Source organism: Tolypothrix sp. FACHB-123 (genome assembly GCF_014697075.1).
Lineage (GTDB): Bacteria > Cyanobacteriota > Cyanobacteriia > Cyanobacteriales > Nostocaceae > Aulosira.
In genome coordinates, this window is sequence record NZ_JACJRE010000080.1 from 1 (window position 1) to 14,372 (window position 14,372).

Here is a 14,372-nt window from a genome sequence, read left to right on the forward strand (position 1 = left end):
TCATCGTCCTTGCTATAAAACCTGTAAACAAAATTAATAAATACTCCAAGTAAAGTAGCAATATATACCTTATATTTGCGCTCTAGAGTCAATTTTACTTAAAAATGCCTGAACCCTATATATAACAGGAGTTTCCAGACCATCTTGCAGGTTTTTACTCATATCTCGGCTCACTACCTTATACAGCAATAGTTTCAGCAATGTATATCTGAAGTGATATTTCATCTCCTAGAGACGTAACTTGAAATTCGGTTTAAGAAACGTTGATACCTGCGTTTCTTACTTTGTAGCTGAAAGCCAGTTGTAGAGGGCATTTTTCAAGCCGTATTACAGGTTGAGATGGGGTTTTTGCGTTTCATGTTTTTGCGATCGCTTAATTCTACCTATTTAGGCAAGAAAACGTAAATAAAGATATAGAAGGGTTAGAAGCACGTAATACGTTTGTAATATATCGTCTTCCTAGAAGAGCCGCACCCAATTTATATAGAGCGCCGGATGTGAGCGCCTAAACCGGGGTGTACCTTAAGCGTATTTATCGCGTAGGGATTTAAGATTTTCGTTCATCTGTAATTCCCCAGATTAGTTGCTTCATTGGATCGGGTTCTGACTGGCGGAAATCAACCCACATCATGCTTTCTAGAAAAATTGGTAATTTTGGAGTTTGAACACAATCTGGAAGTAGTACAGGAATAACGGGACATCGTCGTCTAACAAATTCCCGCAAAAAAGCATCTAATTCTGCATCTTGCCAGGGGCCAGTATTATTCTTTCCAATAAAGACAGCCGCAGCTTTTATATTCCTGATCTGTTCTTCCAATGCTCGTTGCCAGGGTAAACCCGGTCGGAGTTCCCATTCATCTAGCCAAGGCAAAATCCCAAATTCTTTAAGCTTTTGACCAATGCCCTTGACATTTGGCTTATCATCGCTATTGTGGCAGAGAAATACGTCGAAGTCTTTTGTTGCAATTTTCCCTTGAAGTGAAGAAGTCGCAGTATCACGATTGCGTTGCAAGTTGGCAGTTTTATCCATTTCTGCAAGAGTGTATGCCTGTATTTCTGTTACTTGCTCTGCCTGTCCTGGATCTATCAAAGAAATACGACTTTCGCAAACGCTACAAGCAATCCAGTCAAAACCACGTTCACGCCGCATCTGGATATGCTGTTCAGGAATTGTTGCACCACAATTATGGCAAGCAAAAATGCGCCGCTGTTTAATACTTTCTGCTAACGCCCGTCGCTTCAAATGAATCAGGATGTAGTCTTCAAATTGAGAGCGAGTTTGTTCATTTGCTGATCTGTCAAAAAAGATTGTTAATTGTCCCTTACCTTCTTGAACTTCTCGTAAGAAAATACCGCATAATCCACCCACTTTTGCTTTGTAAGTTGCGGCATTCTTCCATAAGTCTTGTTTGATAAAAAATCCACTTCTTGTGAGCCTCACTGCTAAAGTCGCATAAATATTGAGAACTGCACCTTCAAATTCAAAGATTACTGTTTGACCTTCTGGATTAGGTGCATCAGGCCATTCACGGGTAAATTGTGATGGAAATACCAAATATGCGCCATCATCCGCCCATTCACGTAACGCTAACTCGTGGTATAGTAACTCTTCAACTGTTGCAATTAGCAGTAGTTCTTCGAGCGTTTTATCCTTAATTCGCTCATCTTCTGACATACGAAAACGCCCGTGTCGTGCATCTTCTTCAGCGATACTGCCTAAACCATCAGGTTCATCCTTAGCAGCATTAATTAGAGCAGAAGCGTAAGCATCTAGCAATTCGGGTTGCAGTAAAACATAATTTCCAAAAGAAATTCGTCGGATTAAGTCTCTCGACTCGACTCGTCCAATACAGATATCAAATTGGGAACGCAACTTTTCTGTCTCGGTAGGAGCGTTTTCAGACTTTAGGAATGCACGATATAAGTCATCTACTGTAGATAACAATCGCTCGGCTTTTTTTTCTGCAATTAGGAAATCTTTGATTTGCTGGAAGAGTCTTGTTGAGCTGACGCTTGGCAAAGCTTTCCAATTAATAGCGTTGCGAATTGTATCGACGAGTTCTGGAATTTTCCACCCCTCTTTGGCACTAGTTTCAAAGTATCCATCAAAGTCTAATTCTTTTACCCATGTATCGATACGCTTTGGACTAATGCCGATACCACCCCGATCTGCACGAGCAGCAACTAGAAATTTCTTTAATGAAGAAGTACTAGAAGACTGAAGCCGTTGTGCTTGAGTGAGCGCCCGATCCCAATGGCGCACTCCAGCGAAGGGATCGGTTTCACTACGAGTATCAAAGACAATAAGAGCGACAGCTACTTCGTTTAGGTGCAATTGATGAATCAAACGATAGCCTGGTTGCCCTGCCAGATCCCATAGCATAGTTTCACGAGTCTCTGCTTGAGAATCTTCTACAATGCCTTGTTGATCGAATGTCCAAACTCGCCGTCCGTGAGTTGATTCTGTTGGACGGAAGTATTCACCACTTAGCACTAAACCGAGTCCAGATTTTCCTACTCCGCTATCTCCTACTAAAACAACTTTGGCATTGACATAATGCACTGAAGATGAAACCGAAGGAATAGTTAATAAAGTAGGAAAGTCTAATTCCCAAATATGGATGATCGTATCCTTTTCGCCAAGCGTGGCGAGAATAGGCAGCTTTGGATTGAAGGCAACGCTAGAGAGCCATTTCCCCGAAGTGGATTCATGGATAACTGCTACAGTTTCCCAAGTTTTGCAATTCCAGAGCCGAACAGAGTTATCCAAAGATTTCGATACAAGAAATTTACCGTCGAAGGAAAAAGAAACATCAGTGACTGCATCTGCATGTCCTTCAAGAACCCTGATTAGCGATCCAGTCGCAGTATCCCAGAGCATGACCGTACCATTAAGAATTGCTGATGCCAACACTTTGCTATCCGGCGACCAGGCTATAGCAAGAAATTTACTATTTTCTAAATTTATGGACTCGAAGGATGTTTGAGTTATGTAAGAAGCTACTAGCTCTAATTCATTTCTTTCGGCTAACTCGGCGTGCAACTCCCTTAGCTCTACCATTTCAGCTTCTATACTTCTCTTTGTTTGAGTAGTCATTATTACATTACTAAATATCTCGTTCCATTCTCGTTCCAATTGTTGTAGCTTTTCTATCTGTTCTAGGTGCTTTTGTTTAGCAGCATTAATCTTGTAAAGTCTAATACTAGTTAGATTTTGATTTAGTAAGGCTAGCACTTGCCCGCTTGAATCCCAAACAAGTTTGCTTAAACTTTTTTGTCTTAGTAGTTCATCTAATAGATCACCGAAAGATTGACGTTTATAATAAAAGTTTTCTGAGTACAGATTAAAAGTAACATTTTGGGTGCCAATAACAAACGATGCTCCCCTATTATCTATAGAAAAGGCATCACCACCAAAAATGTGGTTATTATAAATATCTTTATCAGATACAACGACGCGGTTTTGGCTAAATAGATTCGCAATTCTTCTATAATTAATCTCTATTTTTCTACAAAAATTTTCAAATTTTTCATCTATTTTTTTCTCAATTCGTGCATCCCAAAAATTAATTTCTTTATTCTTATGATACTGGCTATTTCTTGATGCAAATATCTTTCCAGATGGATTCCATGCGATCGCATTGCTGTTCTCATTTTCAATTGCAGATCGTAGATTGCCTGTTTTGGTATTCCAAATCTTTATTGTTTCATCAGCAGAGACTGATGCTAAGATTTCTCCATCTGGCGACCATGCTATTCCAAATATAGTGTCTGTATGTCCTTCAAGTACAGACATAAGCTCTCCAGTTTCTGTATTCCAAAGCTGGATTGTATGGTCTTTAGAGGCTGAAGCCAGCTTTTTTCCATCCGCTGACCATGCAATTTGAGTGATGATGTCACTGTGTCCTTCCAATGTATAGCGCAGCTTGAAACCTGAAGGTGGCGAGAGAACCGAATTCTCTTGCTCTGAACTTGCTACTTCAGACATATTGTTACTCATTTTTGTAATAATTTATACTATATTAATAGTATTTGGCGTAAAAGTAGCGAGCTTGTCACCAGCCGCCATGTAAAGTCTAATTTTTAGGGTTTCTGCCATGAAGTTGTAGAAATTGCTTGAACAGTCCATGCACAAGGATTTGGATTGGTGACAAACAATCTGTCGTTCTGGTCAAATAATTCGTCGCTCTACATCTGCAATGCTCAAGATCTACGGATGCATTAGGCATAGATACTCATTAAAAAAATATTTGAAGGATTTAAATTTAACCAAAATACTTGAGATAATAAAAAAGGCTCCTGCCAGGGAGCCTAAAATCAAAAAACTTTAATCTACTTTAACGCCGCAGTACCTATCTGTGGCGTTTATCATCGTCATCATCCTTATCATTATTTCGTCTATTACTAAGTAAAACAATTGCATTAATTGCCACTGGAGCTATAAGTCCTGCATTATCCCTAAAACTAGGAACTACTCCACAAGCTAAAAACACTCCGCTAATGATTATTAAAGCAATATTAGACTTTAAGTTCTTCATGAGATTACTCCAAATTATTGTTGAGAAAAAATTACCTTTGCTGAAAAGCAATACATAAAAGTACCGCATTTTTTTTCTGACTTCATATATCTGAAAATTAAAGATATACGAAACTGCGCGAACGCAAGATAAACTCCGTCACTACTAATGATTCCACTTTTTTCAGTGTTTTAATTGAATATCGATGTTTGGGCGATATCTATACCCATACGAAATTTTAACGTTATGAACAAATAGATGTGATTGGTTTCACGTCTAAGATATAACGTTGTACAGAAGTTCGCAGCGGAATATGTACACTAATTTGTATACTATTTAATATCAACCCATTTAAGCGTTAGTTAATGGTATCTCAATCAACAGGGAAAACGCTTAATTAATACTGTCAAAAAGAGAAACAATCAAGCTCCTAAACTAACAAAATATGGGTGTGATCATCACACTCAAAAATAAAAAACAAGTGAGTGAAATTGTTAGCCTGAAAGTCATTGATAGGAAATATCCTGTTATGGAAGAAAGTCTTTTAAAGACAAACCATATAGTTGACTCGCGGACTCAGTTACTTATAAAGTATTTTACTATACGGGGTTATGCCATACAAGTTTACTGTCAAGAAGAATCTAGTGGTTCATCATAAAGTTTTGTAAAGTTAATCGTCAAAAACCTTGATTTACCGTTGTTTCAGCCTCAACCTAAACTTAGCTATTCAAATGAAGACATTCCCGAAATAGATGTAGAGCGACAGATTGTTTGTCACCAATCCAAATCCTTGTGCATGGACTGTTCAAGCAATTTCTACAATTTCATGGCAGAAACCCTAAAAATTAGCCCTTTCAGTAAAGCTTGCAGGCGTGAAAAACTTGACTTTTAATTTGTCGCTCTACAGCACTCTCTTTCACAGTCCAATCAATGGTGACGTTGCGGCTAAAAGTCTAACTGCGTTCGTCGCAGACCTTAGCGCAGCCATCGCTGCTATTCTCCCACCCTGGCGTATTATTGATACAAACTTACAGAGTTTGTATCAATAATAACAGACTTACAGAGTTACAAATAACCAAACTTACAGACATTTTTCATTTAAGGAGTTAAAATGTGCATATTATTGCTGTTGTAAACGGAAAGGGAGGGTCAGCTAAGACAACGACTAGCGTCAACTTAGCAGCCATTCTTGCTGAGAAATCAAAAGTATTGTTAGTAGATGCAGATCCTCAAGGCTCTGCAACTTGGTGGACAGAGCGTAATGAGCGAGATTTTGAAATAGCCAAGGAAACAGGCACGAATGAGTTGTTAAAACTTAAAAAGGTGCAAGGGTTTGATTTTATAATCGTGGACACTCCTCCGGCACTCCATTTTGACGCACTTAAGATTACTATTGATGCTGCTGATTTTGTTTTGCTGCCATCTCCCCCAGCCCCAATGGATCTTCAAGCGCTGATTGAAACTGTACAGGCAACAATTATGCCAGCAAATGTTAAATTTCGAGTTCTATTAACCCGTGTTGATCCTCGTAGTTTGGGTAAGGCACTTGATGCACAGCAAGCACTAATGCAAGCAGGTATTCCAGCATTCAACGGGTTTGTAAGAGCTTACGCTATTCATGAACAAGCCGCGCTCGATGGCATACCAATTACTCAAGTTCGCACAAAAGTAGCTCGTGAAGCCGAAGGGGATTACCGACGTATTGCTGATGAGCTTCTTAGAGAGGTAAATACTTATGGCTAAAGCACGTCGTCGTTTATCTGATCTTGTCCAAGAAGAAACTCAAAAACCCAGAGCTACGGACTTACAGACTTCGGAAAAAACAAACTCTGAAACTCTGGTTGAAGTTGATGTGGAAAACACAAAGAACGTAGACCTCGATTCCGAAAAACTACAAACTACAAAAGCTACAGACTTACATACTCAAAAACAAAAAATTCCAAACTTACAGACTTCGGATGTTACAAACCCTGTTGTGTCACTGGATGTTGCTGTAGAGGACAAAGGGAAGGTAGACCTCGAATCAAAAAAACTTACAGAACTACAAACTTTGAAAGTAACAAACTTACAGAGTTACAAGCAACCGAAGTATTTAAAATTGGAACGCAAAGAGGCGCGCTTAAGACAAGATCAGATTGATGCACTTACCGACCTGACACGAAAACTAAATAGAAAAAAACAGGGTAAGAGTAGTGAGCGACTTACAGACAATACCTTGATACGTGTAGCGATAGATTTGCTGCTTAGTAAAGCTGATCTGCTTGAGGGTACTACTGAAGATGAACTACGAAGGTCATTAACCCTGGAAGTTTCGGAGTAACAGACTTACAGAGTTACAGATTTATTTCTAGGATGTAAGACAGATAGGGGGTGAAATGAGCATCCGTGCAGAAACTTACGCTAAGGCTGTAACCCTTACTGGATAAGCATTATGTCAATCGATATTTTTGGCAATTCTCAATGTACCAAATAACCTATACGCTATTTGATACGGCATTTTACAACGTAGCCATAAGGGTTTCAAGCTACAAAAATTAGAGGTGTTCAAATGGTACACTTTTACCCTTGCCAACTAGAATGTTATTAGCAGGTCATCAAGTCCTTATCGTAACTTTCTGCGTGGATGCTCATTTCACCCCGATAGATGGTTATGTCTTATCAGCAATTGGAGAAGTCTATTGGGTATTGAGCCGAGATATGTGTAAAAAGCTGCAAGATGCTCTGAAAACTCTTGCTATATAAGGGTTTCAGCCATTTTTTAGTGAAATTGACATTCTGGTACAAATCTTGGGTATCTATAGCTACAAAAACCGGAGTATCTATTAACTTTATTTACAGATTTTACAGCTAAGGCAATGGGCATCTGTCACAATGAATGGTCTGAAACTCTTACAGGGTAAAGATTATATTCATTTCAACCACACAGTTTTAATAATTCTGGTATCAAAGTTTTCTACGATGAATGTCAACAGGTTACCTTGGGGAAAAGAATGAAAGGTCAGCTAAACCTATATCATGAAAGTGGTCTTGCTTCGATTATGTGGAGTTTATGGTAGCATTTCTGCCCTTCAGATATACGATCATAGGCAGTCCGCGCAGATATTTTTGCAATGGCATTTATATCTCTATAAAATTCGTATTCAATATTCTGTGTTCTTTCAAAATGAACTAGAGCTGAAATATCTGTTTCAGGATCTTGTTCAACAATTTCAGTGTGAATAATATTTGCCCGATAGCCACATTCCTCAATCATTGTAATGATATGAGAATCGCCGGGTCGACCGCCTATATTTAAAAGGATATGACCATCTCTATGTAGGCGAGAACGTGCTTGTTTAAGAATCAACTCTACTAGCCAAAGACCTTGCATTGCAGAATATTGTTCTCTATTACCAAGTCCAACTGGCATATGATAGTAATCAAAGAGATCTCTAATAGGTCCTGTAGACATTGATGGAACTTGAGGGACGTTCGCAATGACGAGATCTGCGTATGAAGTGCCCAATTCAAAGTTTCTTTCTGGTTCAAATATAGAACCACCTCCACTAAGAGCAACTTTATCTGTCAACTGATAAAAGGCAACATTGATGCTGGCAACACGGGTGGCGAGCGTATCTAGATCAAATCCATAGTATTTATTAAATTGGAACCCCACTAAAGAAAGTGCGATAGGGACAATTCCTGTACCAACACCGATCTCTACGATGGTTTTAGCCTCTCGTGCGGTATTCGAGGAAATAACACCACGTAGGAAGTTGCGTGTCCAATCGTCAGGAATAAAGGTATTAGGTGCTACAAAAACTGGGGTGGTATATTGTTGTGCTCCAATTTTCCAAGAAAATGGAAAAATAGTACACATAGTCACCACCTGCTCCAGTAATTCTCTACCCAAGTTACTTCGCTGAAGCCAAACAATATCAAGGTCTCCAAATTCACGAACTGTTGATGGTGCAAAGTTACTTTTCAATTTTGAGGTAACTTGGACGCTTGTGCTGCTATTATCCCTAAGTAGGCTTTCTAAGGAAGCAACCAAAGTATCCAGAGCTTTGTCAAAAGTCGAGTTTAAAAATCCGATTCTAAGAGTGTCCCGTAAGTAATATGGAATTTGCTCCGAACTTACTGATTCATCTAACAAAGGTAGTATACGCTTATTTCTTTCATTAGCTCTCGATAACTCATCAAGTACTTCTGTTGAAGCTAGACTTGAAGGTGTAAGAACAGCAACCACAACATCACAGGAGTCTAATAGTTTGGAAATCGTTGGGTGTATTTGCGAAGAAGGATTTATCTGTGCTGAATCAAATAAAACCTCAATCCCATTTATTTTTTTGATTTCTCCTACAATAGCTCTTCTTAATGGTACATCTTGCCAACTGTAACTAATAAAAACCTTCATAATTACTGCTATGGGGTGAAATAACTATGATATTAGCGTTTATTTGGTTAAAATCATGGGCTTATTCGATATTTTGAAAGCTAGTAAAGAATTTGACAACGCTTTTAACTTAGTGATGCATGGTGGCAAAGATTATTATGGGGATGTAGATGTACAAGACAGTTCACGTAATCTATGGTGTATAAGAGTACGTAGAACAGGAGATAGAGGGAAATACCTTAAAATTGATTTAAAACAAGTAGCTCAAAACAAATACTAGCTACAGCAAATAGTTATAAAGATTATGTCCGAATTACGCCTGATAAGTGGTATTTGTTTCGCTTATTAATTAATAATCTCATCCTGAACTTTATTTAAGTACTAAAAAACTTTTATCTCGGATAGTGAAGCGCATTTATTAGCTTCTTATACTACTTTTTCAATGTGTAAGCTTGTATTCATTAATTATTCAATCTCTGCTAAAAGTAATTGATTCAAATAATAAATCTTCTATTTGTTCAAGTTTATTAGGTTGGGAACTATTGCTGATCTCGATACCTCAATTTTTTTTTATTTCTCTACTATTTTAAATAAATCACCAATATCTATCTGGAAGTAATCACATAGTTTAATTGCGACTTGACAGTCAATACGACTGAAACTATTTTTGGCATAACCACGTATAGCATTTTCAGTAACTTTTACTTCCTTAGCTAATTGGGCTATATTAACCCCTTTCTCTTCCATAAGTGCTTTTAAATTAGAAATTACAACTTTCATACAAATACAGTGTTTACAAGCATAATAGCCTACTCGGATAGTCGAATAGCATAACTTCTAATTATAATTGAAAGTCTTTAGTATTAGCTAGTCAAATGCTCGAGTAGTCGAATATTTGACTAGCTGAGTTATACTGTGTTCATGAGTGCATTAAAGCAATGCACACTAGCAGAATGCAATCAGGATAAAAGCTTATGTATCAACAGTTTCAAGAGACTGATGTAATGGATGTGCCAGCACTCAGTACAGTCGAGTGTTATAGGTTACTTGTCACGTAGATTAGTTGACAGACAAAAACAAAGGCGATCACCCTCCGGCAAGAGAATGAGATCGCCTTTTGTAGAACCCCATTGATGAGGTCATTAACATGATTACACAACAAGTAGTTAACAACCAAACTTTGGTGCAATCAGAGTTTGGGGACATTGATCCGTTAAGTGATGCAGTAGTACCAGAAATCGAAATTGATTCAGTACCAGATGATTTTGGAGAACTGTATCGAGTTTGGAATAGCTATCATCTGCTAGGAACTTTTTATCAAAATCTTGAAGGCAAATGGGTAGCACAACCTTGTAATAGGGATGAAAGACCCTGTTGTGATACCCCTGAATTAGCACAGCTTTTCATCCTTGCTGTCAACGGGTTGCTCGTAGCAGATGCAGCGTAATCGTTGAGATTGTTTTTTCCATCACCTGGAGACGTGGTTAGATTCACGTCTCTTTCTTGTCAAGATTTTTTTGCTAATAGTGCAACCGATGCTTTAGCATATTTGCAAAAAGCAGAGAATAATAAAAGCATTCTCCAAGGACTAAAATTTGCCCGTAAAGACTGTAGAGCTAATTTAGTTCTTGTGCATCAACTTTGCATTTTCTCTCGTCTAACTAATATTAAAATGCTATACTTATAGCACATCAATAAAACAAGCCCCTTCGGCGATAGCTGGAGGGGCTTTTGTCATTATTAGTAATTGTTGTATTTCAACTCAATTACTCAAGCGATGCTTAGGAAATAATTGCTTATCTCCAATTAAATATTGAAAAAATTATCAAAATTACTCATGAATAAAACCGCTAATTGCATATAGAATTATCCTGATTTGTGCAACTGTAATTCAATTGACAGTTGCACAACAAATTGTTAGTTTCAAATTAGTTTAATTGGTGAAAATTATGGGTTATACCATCGGTTATGGACGAGTATCAAGCAAAGAACAAGCTGAAAATCAAAATGCTCTTAAGCAGCAATTGGATCGGCTAAAAGAAGCAGGAGTAGATAAGATTTACTATGATGTAGAATCAGGAGCAAGTGTCACTCGACCAGAATTTAATAAAATGTTAGAACTGGTTGAACAGGGAAAAGTAGATACAATCATTGCTACCCGCTGCGATAGATTATATAGAAATGAATCAGTACATATACAATTTAAAGTTCTAATTCGGTTATCAAAAGTTAAGATAAAACTCCTAGATCAAGGAGAAATAGATCTAAACTCTGCGTTTGGAGAACTGAGTGCAGATCTGCAATCTCTATTTTCTGTTCATGAACGACGTATGCTCAGGGAAAGGGTGCAACGTGGTTTTGAATTTCGCAGAAAAAATCAGGTTGCTTGGACTAGGGCACCTTGGGGATATGGAATTAAAAATGATAAATATGTGCTTGATAAAGAACCTATTGTCTGTGTAGTAAAAGATAGACCAGCACATTATCTTCATCTCTATAATGAACCTGATACTTCACCTGAACTTATTGGTATCAGTAAAGCTCAGATCGCTAGAGAAGCGGTGGATATGCTTTTAAAGCTCCGAAGACCTAGACAAGTACTCAAAGAGCTTTACCTTAAATATGGTGCTGAACGAAAGAGAGGGAAAGGCACTGGCAATGGTAATAAAGGGACTAATCTCGTTCTCAGTAAAGAATTATTATTTTGGAATGCAGGTTCTCATTTTAAAGAATGGCTAGAAAATCCTGTATTACGAGGTCATACCGCTTACCTTAAATACAAACACAAAGGGGCAATGAAGCCTCCTGAAGATTGGGAGATGCACTATGATACTCACCCAAATCAACGGTTACTAACTGATGAAGAATTTGCAGAAATTCAAGATATTCTCAAGTCTAATAGCAGGAAGGTTGGGAAACCTGGCTCTAAGTTTTATCTTACAGGGCTTGTATTTTGTGGTGAATGTGGGCATAAATGTGTACTCAAAAGAAGTCCAGAGTACAGCTATTATGGTTGTAGACATTCATCTGTTGGATGCAGCAATAGGAATTGTGTTAGAACGGATAAAATTGATGAAGCTATTATTTATAAACTGTTTAATCGAGCTAATGAAATAGTTACTACACCTGCTCCCCAAGAACAACATCCCAGAGAAAATCCTAAATTAACAACACTTAAGCAACAGTTAGCAGGAATTGAAAAATTATTAGAAATTGAATCAAATTCTGCCATACTACAAGCTAAACATCAGCTAATAGAAGAAATTACTAAGCAAAGCTGTTCTGACAATTCTCAAGATTTTAGCAAAAGAACAGCCGAGCAGATTATTAGCTATTCTGAAGCACAAAAACTTACCTTTTGGTATACCCTCACTTTACAAGAAAGAGAAATTATCTACGAGAAGCTGGTTCGTCAAGTAACTATTTTAAAAGGCGAAATCACTTCAGTTGAGCTAACAATTCTATAACAAGGAATAACTTAAATGGTATCAAAAATTACTCTCCAGATTTTCGAGAAAGCTGTTTCCAGATTTAGTGATGTTGAAGCAGAATGTCTCAAAGATTGGCAAGCACCGTGCAACTGTCCAAATCCAGGACAGACAAATTCCTGCTCAAAATGCCCATACTTTAAAGATTTGGTACTACAAATTCAAAATGAACTACATCAATCTCCAACAGAAGTCTTCCCTGTAATCTTACCTCCAGAAATTCAACCTCCATATTCAGATGAAGTAAAGCAGCAGTGTTTAGAGATGTACTCTGCGGGATACCCAATCGAAAAAATTAAACAGTTGACTGGTGTAACTAATCGCAAAATTATTAGGAAATGGATTAATACTCAAGATTTTTTGAAAGAACCTGTTCCTAACAAACTAGAGTTACGACAATACTGCGTTAACTTATACGCTGAGGGTATGAAACCCAAGCAAATTGAAGATCTGACTGGAGTCTCTGCTGCAAAAATTAGTCATTGGGTAGAAGCAGCAGGTATATCAAGACCACGCAAAATCTATTCAGATACTCAAAAACAGAATTCTCTGGCGCTGTATCAAGAAGGGTATCGTATTAAAGAAATTGAAAACATAACCGGAGTTCATGGCGAATTAGTTAGAACTTGGGCAAAAAGAGCCAAAATCCATAGAGCTAGATTATATAAAGTTGGTGGAATACCAGTACATTCATTAGAAGTTAGAGAATCTTGCCGTAAACTTCTTGAGCAAGGTAAAAACCCACCACAAATTGAAGAGTTGCTTGGTATAAATACTAAGACTATTCGGAAATGGGCAAAGCAGTGGGGTATTCACTAGTAACACTTCTCACCATAAAATGGTACAAATAGTACATCAGTACCTAAAATATTTAGTATCTGGGGTAAAAGTAACCAGGGCGAATTTTGCCGCCATGCGTCGTTTGAAAATCATAACCAGACTATGTTTCCGCAAAAAATTGACTTTTACCTAGAAATTAGGATTTGACATACCAGATCCACTACTTTTATTCGTACCATTTGAACCCCTCTAATTTTTAGAGCCTGAAACCCTTGTGGCTACGTGACAAAAGTCTGTGCCAAATAACTTAGACTTTTATTGGTACAGTTAAAACCAGCTTTTTCTCAGTTTTTTGATGAAAAGAGCTATTTTATTTCTGTAACTCTTTCAGGGCAAGCCTTTCAAGCTTTACGTGGCGGTAAAATGTGTCTTGGCTACTTTTATCGCAATTATGAAGCACGCAGTTGACTTAATTTACTCATGTTATTGTTTTGAATGAAACTACAACAAACTGATCTTATGAGAAAAAATACTCATAAAATTACCACCTACGTTTCTCGAGCAGAGCATGAGCGATTTAAGGAGTTTCAGAAGGAACGTGGACTTTCTCGTTCCAAAGCCATGAGAGAAATATTAAATGAACATTTACCTAATGCCTTAGCTAAAAATTTTACTAGTGAGCTTACGAGTAAAGGATCGTTACCCTCAATGAAAACAGATCAAAACTTAGATACAGAGACAGAGAAACTTTATTCTTACCAGTTGTCAGTCTTTGACTTACTGCCTGGAGTGTTGACATCTGTTGAAGATAGGAGCCAAATAAGCGATGACCGCAATAAATCTTAAAAAAGAAAAAAGCAGAGGTTATAGGCATCTCTGCTGTAAATCGTTATATCTTTAGTAAAAGGCAGTGCTCGGTGTTCCAGCACCGAGCACTAGCAAACTGCTCCACACTAAAGTAGAGCAAACGCAAAAAAACCATAAATCTATATATTGGAATTTTACCTTGGAACTTTCCAAAGATCCACGAAAAATTGTAATAAGTTTGTGTTGTGTTTGCATACAGAAGTGGGAGTTACATCAACGTAACTTTGGAAACCATATGGCAAACTCGGCATTTTTTAGCATCTGCTATGATTCAATCGCTAAATACCTTAATGACATTGCAGCAGCTTTGCTACTGCAACATCTAGACTATGGGTCGAAAATTCA

11 protein-coding genes are annotated in these 14,372 nt (G+C 37.7%); 7 read left to right on the forward strand and 4 right to left on the reverse strand.

The window, feature by feature from the left end; genetic code table 11:
• Positions 1-547: 547 nt before the first annotated feature.
• On the reverse strand, positions 548-4,000 hold the full coding sequence (locus tag H6G41_RS30420) for a TIR domain-containing protein (protein ID WP_190751604.1): 3,453 nt from the start codon (positions 3,998-4,000) through the stop codon (positions 548-550).
• 352 nt (positions 4,001-4,352) lie between these two features.
• Positions 4,353-4,538 carry a hypothetical protein gene (locus H6G41_RS30425; protein ID WP_190751606.1) on the reverse strand — a complete coding sequence of 62 codons (186 nt, stop codon included), beginning with the start codon at positions 4,536-4,538 and terminating at the stop codon, positions 4,353-4,355.
• Positions 4,539-5,630: 1,092 nt separating this feature from the next.
• On the opposite strand from H6G41_RS30425, the gene H6G41_RS30430 reads away from it, so the two are divergent.
• Positions 5,631-6,260 (forward strand): ParA family protein, encoded by a 630-nt coding sequence (locus H6G41_RS30430; RefSeq protein ID WP_190751607.1) that lies wholly within the window; start codon positions 5,631-5,633, stop codon positions 6,258-6,260.
• Positions 6,253-6,837, forward strand: a complete 585-nt coding sequence (locus H6G41_RS30435) for a hypothetical protein (RefSeq protein ID WP_190751609.1) — start codon at positions 6,253-6,255, stop codon at positions 6,835-6,837. Before H6G41_RS30430 ends, H6G41_RS30435 begins: the two co-directional genes overlap by 8 nt.
• 693 nt (positions 6,838-7,530) lie before the next feature.
• Here the strand turns inward: H6G41_RS30435 and H6G41_RS30440 are convergent.
• On the reverse strand, positions 7,531-8,913 hold the full coding sequence (locus H6G41_RS30440) for a TIR domain-containing protein (RefSeq protein ID WP_190751611.1): 1,383 nt from the start codon (positions 8,911-8,913) through the stop codon (positions 7,531-7,533).
• Between the two features lie 55 nt (positions 8,914-8,968).
• On the opposite strand from H6G41_RS30440, the gene H6G41_RS30445 reads away from it, so the two are divergent.
• Positions 8,969-9,172, forward strand: a complete 204-nt coding sequence (locus tag H6G41_RS30445; protein WP_190751613.1) for a hypothetical protein — start codon at positions 8,969-8,971, stop codon at positions 9,170-9,172.
• Positions 9,173-9,462: 290 nt separating this feature from the next.
• Here the strand turns inward: H6G41_RS30445 and H6G41_RS30450 are convergent, their stop codons facing one another.
• A complete protein-coding gene (locus tag H6G41_RS30450) occupies positions 9,463-9,672 on the reverse strand; it encodes a helix-turn-helix transcriptional regulator (RefSeq protein ID WP_190751615.1) in 210 nt (69 codons plus the stop codon).
• Positions 9,673-10,039: 367 nt separating this feature from the next.
• Here H6G41_RS30450 and H6G41_RS30455 point away from each other — a divergent pair, with 367 nt between their 5' ends.
• From H6G41_RS30455 to H6G41_RS30470, 4 genes are all read left to right on the forward strand, one after another.
• Positions 10,040-10,339 (forward strand): hypothetical protein, encoded by a 300-nt coding sequence (locus H6G41_RS30455; protein ID WP_190751617.1) that lies wholly within the window; start codon positions 10,040-10,042, stop codon positions 10,337-10,339.
• 502 nt (positions 10,340-10,841) lie between these two features.
• Positions 10,842-12,359, forward strand: coding sequence for a fdxN element excision recombinase XisF (gene xisF / locus H6G41_RS30460; RefSeq protein WP_190751619.1), 1,518 nt, complete (start codon positions 10,842-10,844; stop codon positions 12,357-12,359).
• A 15-nt stretch (positions 12,360-12,374) separates the two neighbouring features.
• The gene (locus H6G41_RS30465; RefSeq protein WP_190751621.1) at positions 12,375-13,199 is read left to right on the forward strand and encodes a hypothetical protein; all 825 of its coding nucleotides are present in this window, start codon (positions 12,375-12,377) and stop codon (positions 13,197-13,199) included.
• A gap of 456 nt (positions 13,200-13,655) precedes the next feature.
• A complete protein-coding gene (locus H6G41_RS30470; protein ID WP_190751623.1) occupies positions 13,656-14,006 on the forward strand; it encodes a hypothetical protein in 351 nt (116 codons plus the stop codon).
• Positions 14,007-14,372: the final 366 nt, after the last annotated feature.

Coding starts and splice junctions, on each gene's coding strand:
- H6G41_RS30420 (WP_190751604.1), bottom strand. CDS start 4,000: ATGAGTAACAATATGTCTGAAGTAGCAAGTTCAGAGCAAGAGAATTCG.
- H6G41_RS30425 (WP_190751606.1), bottom strand. CDS start 4,538: ATGAAGAACTTAAAGTCTAATATTGCTTTAATAATCATTAGCGGAGTG.
- H6G41_RS30435 (WP_190751609.1), top strand. CDS start 6,253: ATGGCTAAAGCACGTCGTCGTTTATCTGATCTTGTCCAAGAAGAAACT.
- H6G41_RS30440 (WP_190751611.1), bottom strand. CDS start 8,913: ATGAAGGTTTTTATTAGTTACAGTTGGCAAGATGTACCATTAAGAAGA.
- H6G41_RS30445 (WP_190751613.1), top strand. CDS start 8,969: ATGGGCTTATTCGATATTTTGAAAGCTAGTAAAGAATTTGACAACGCT.
- H6G41_RS30450 (WP_190751615.1), bottom strand. CDS start 9,672: ATGAAAGTTGTAATTTCTAATTTAAAAGCACTTATGGAAGAGAAAGGG.
- H6G41_RS30455 (WP_190751617.1), top strand. CDS start 10,040: ATGATTACACAACAAGTAGTTAACAACCAAACTTTGGTGCAATCAGAG.
- xisF (WP_190751619.1), top strand. CDS start 10,842: ATGGGTTATACCATCGGTTATGGACGAGTATCAAGCAAAGAACAAGCT.
- H6G41_RS30465 (WP_190751621.1), top strand. CDS start 12,375: ATGGTATCAAAAATTACTCTCCAGATTTTCGAGAAAGCTGTTTCCAGA.
- H6G41_RS30470 (WP_190751623.1), top strand. CDS start 13,656: ATGAAACTACAACAAACTGATCTTATGAGAAAAAATACTCATAAAATT.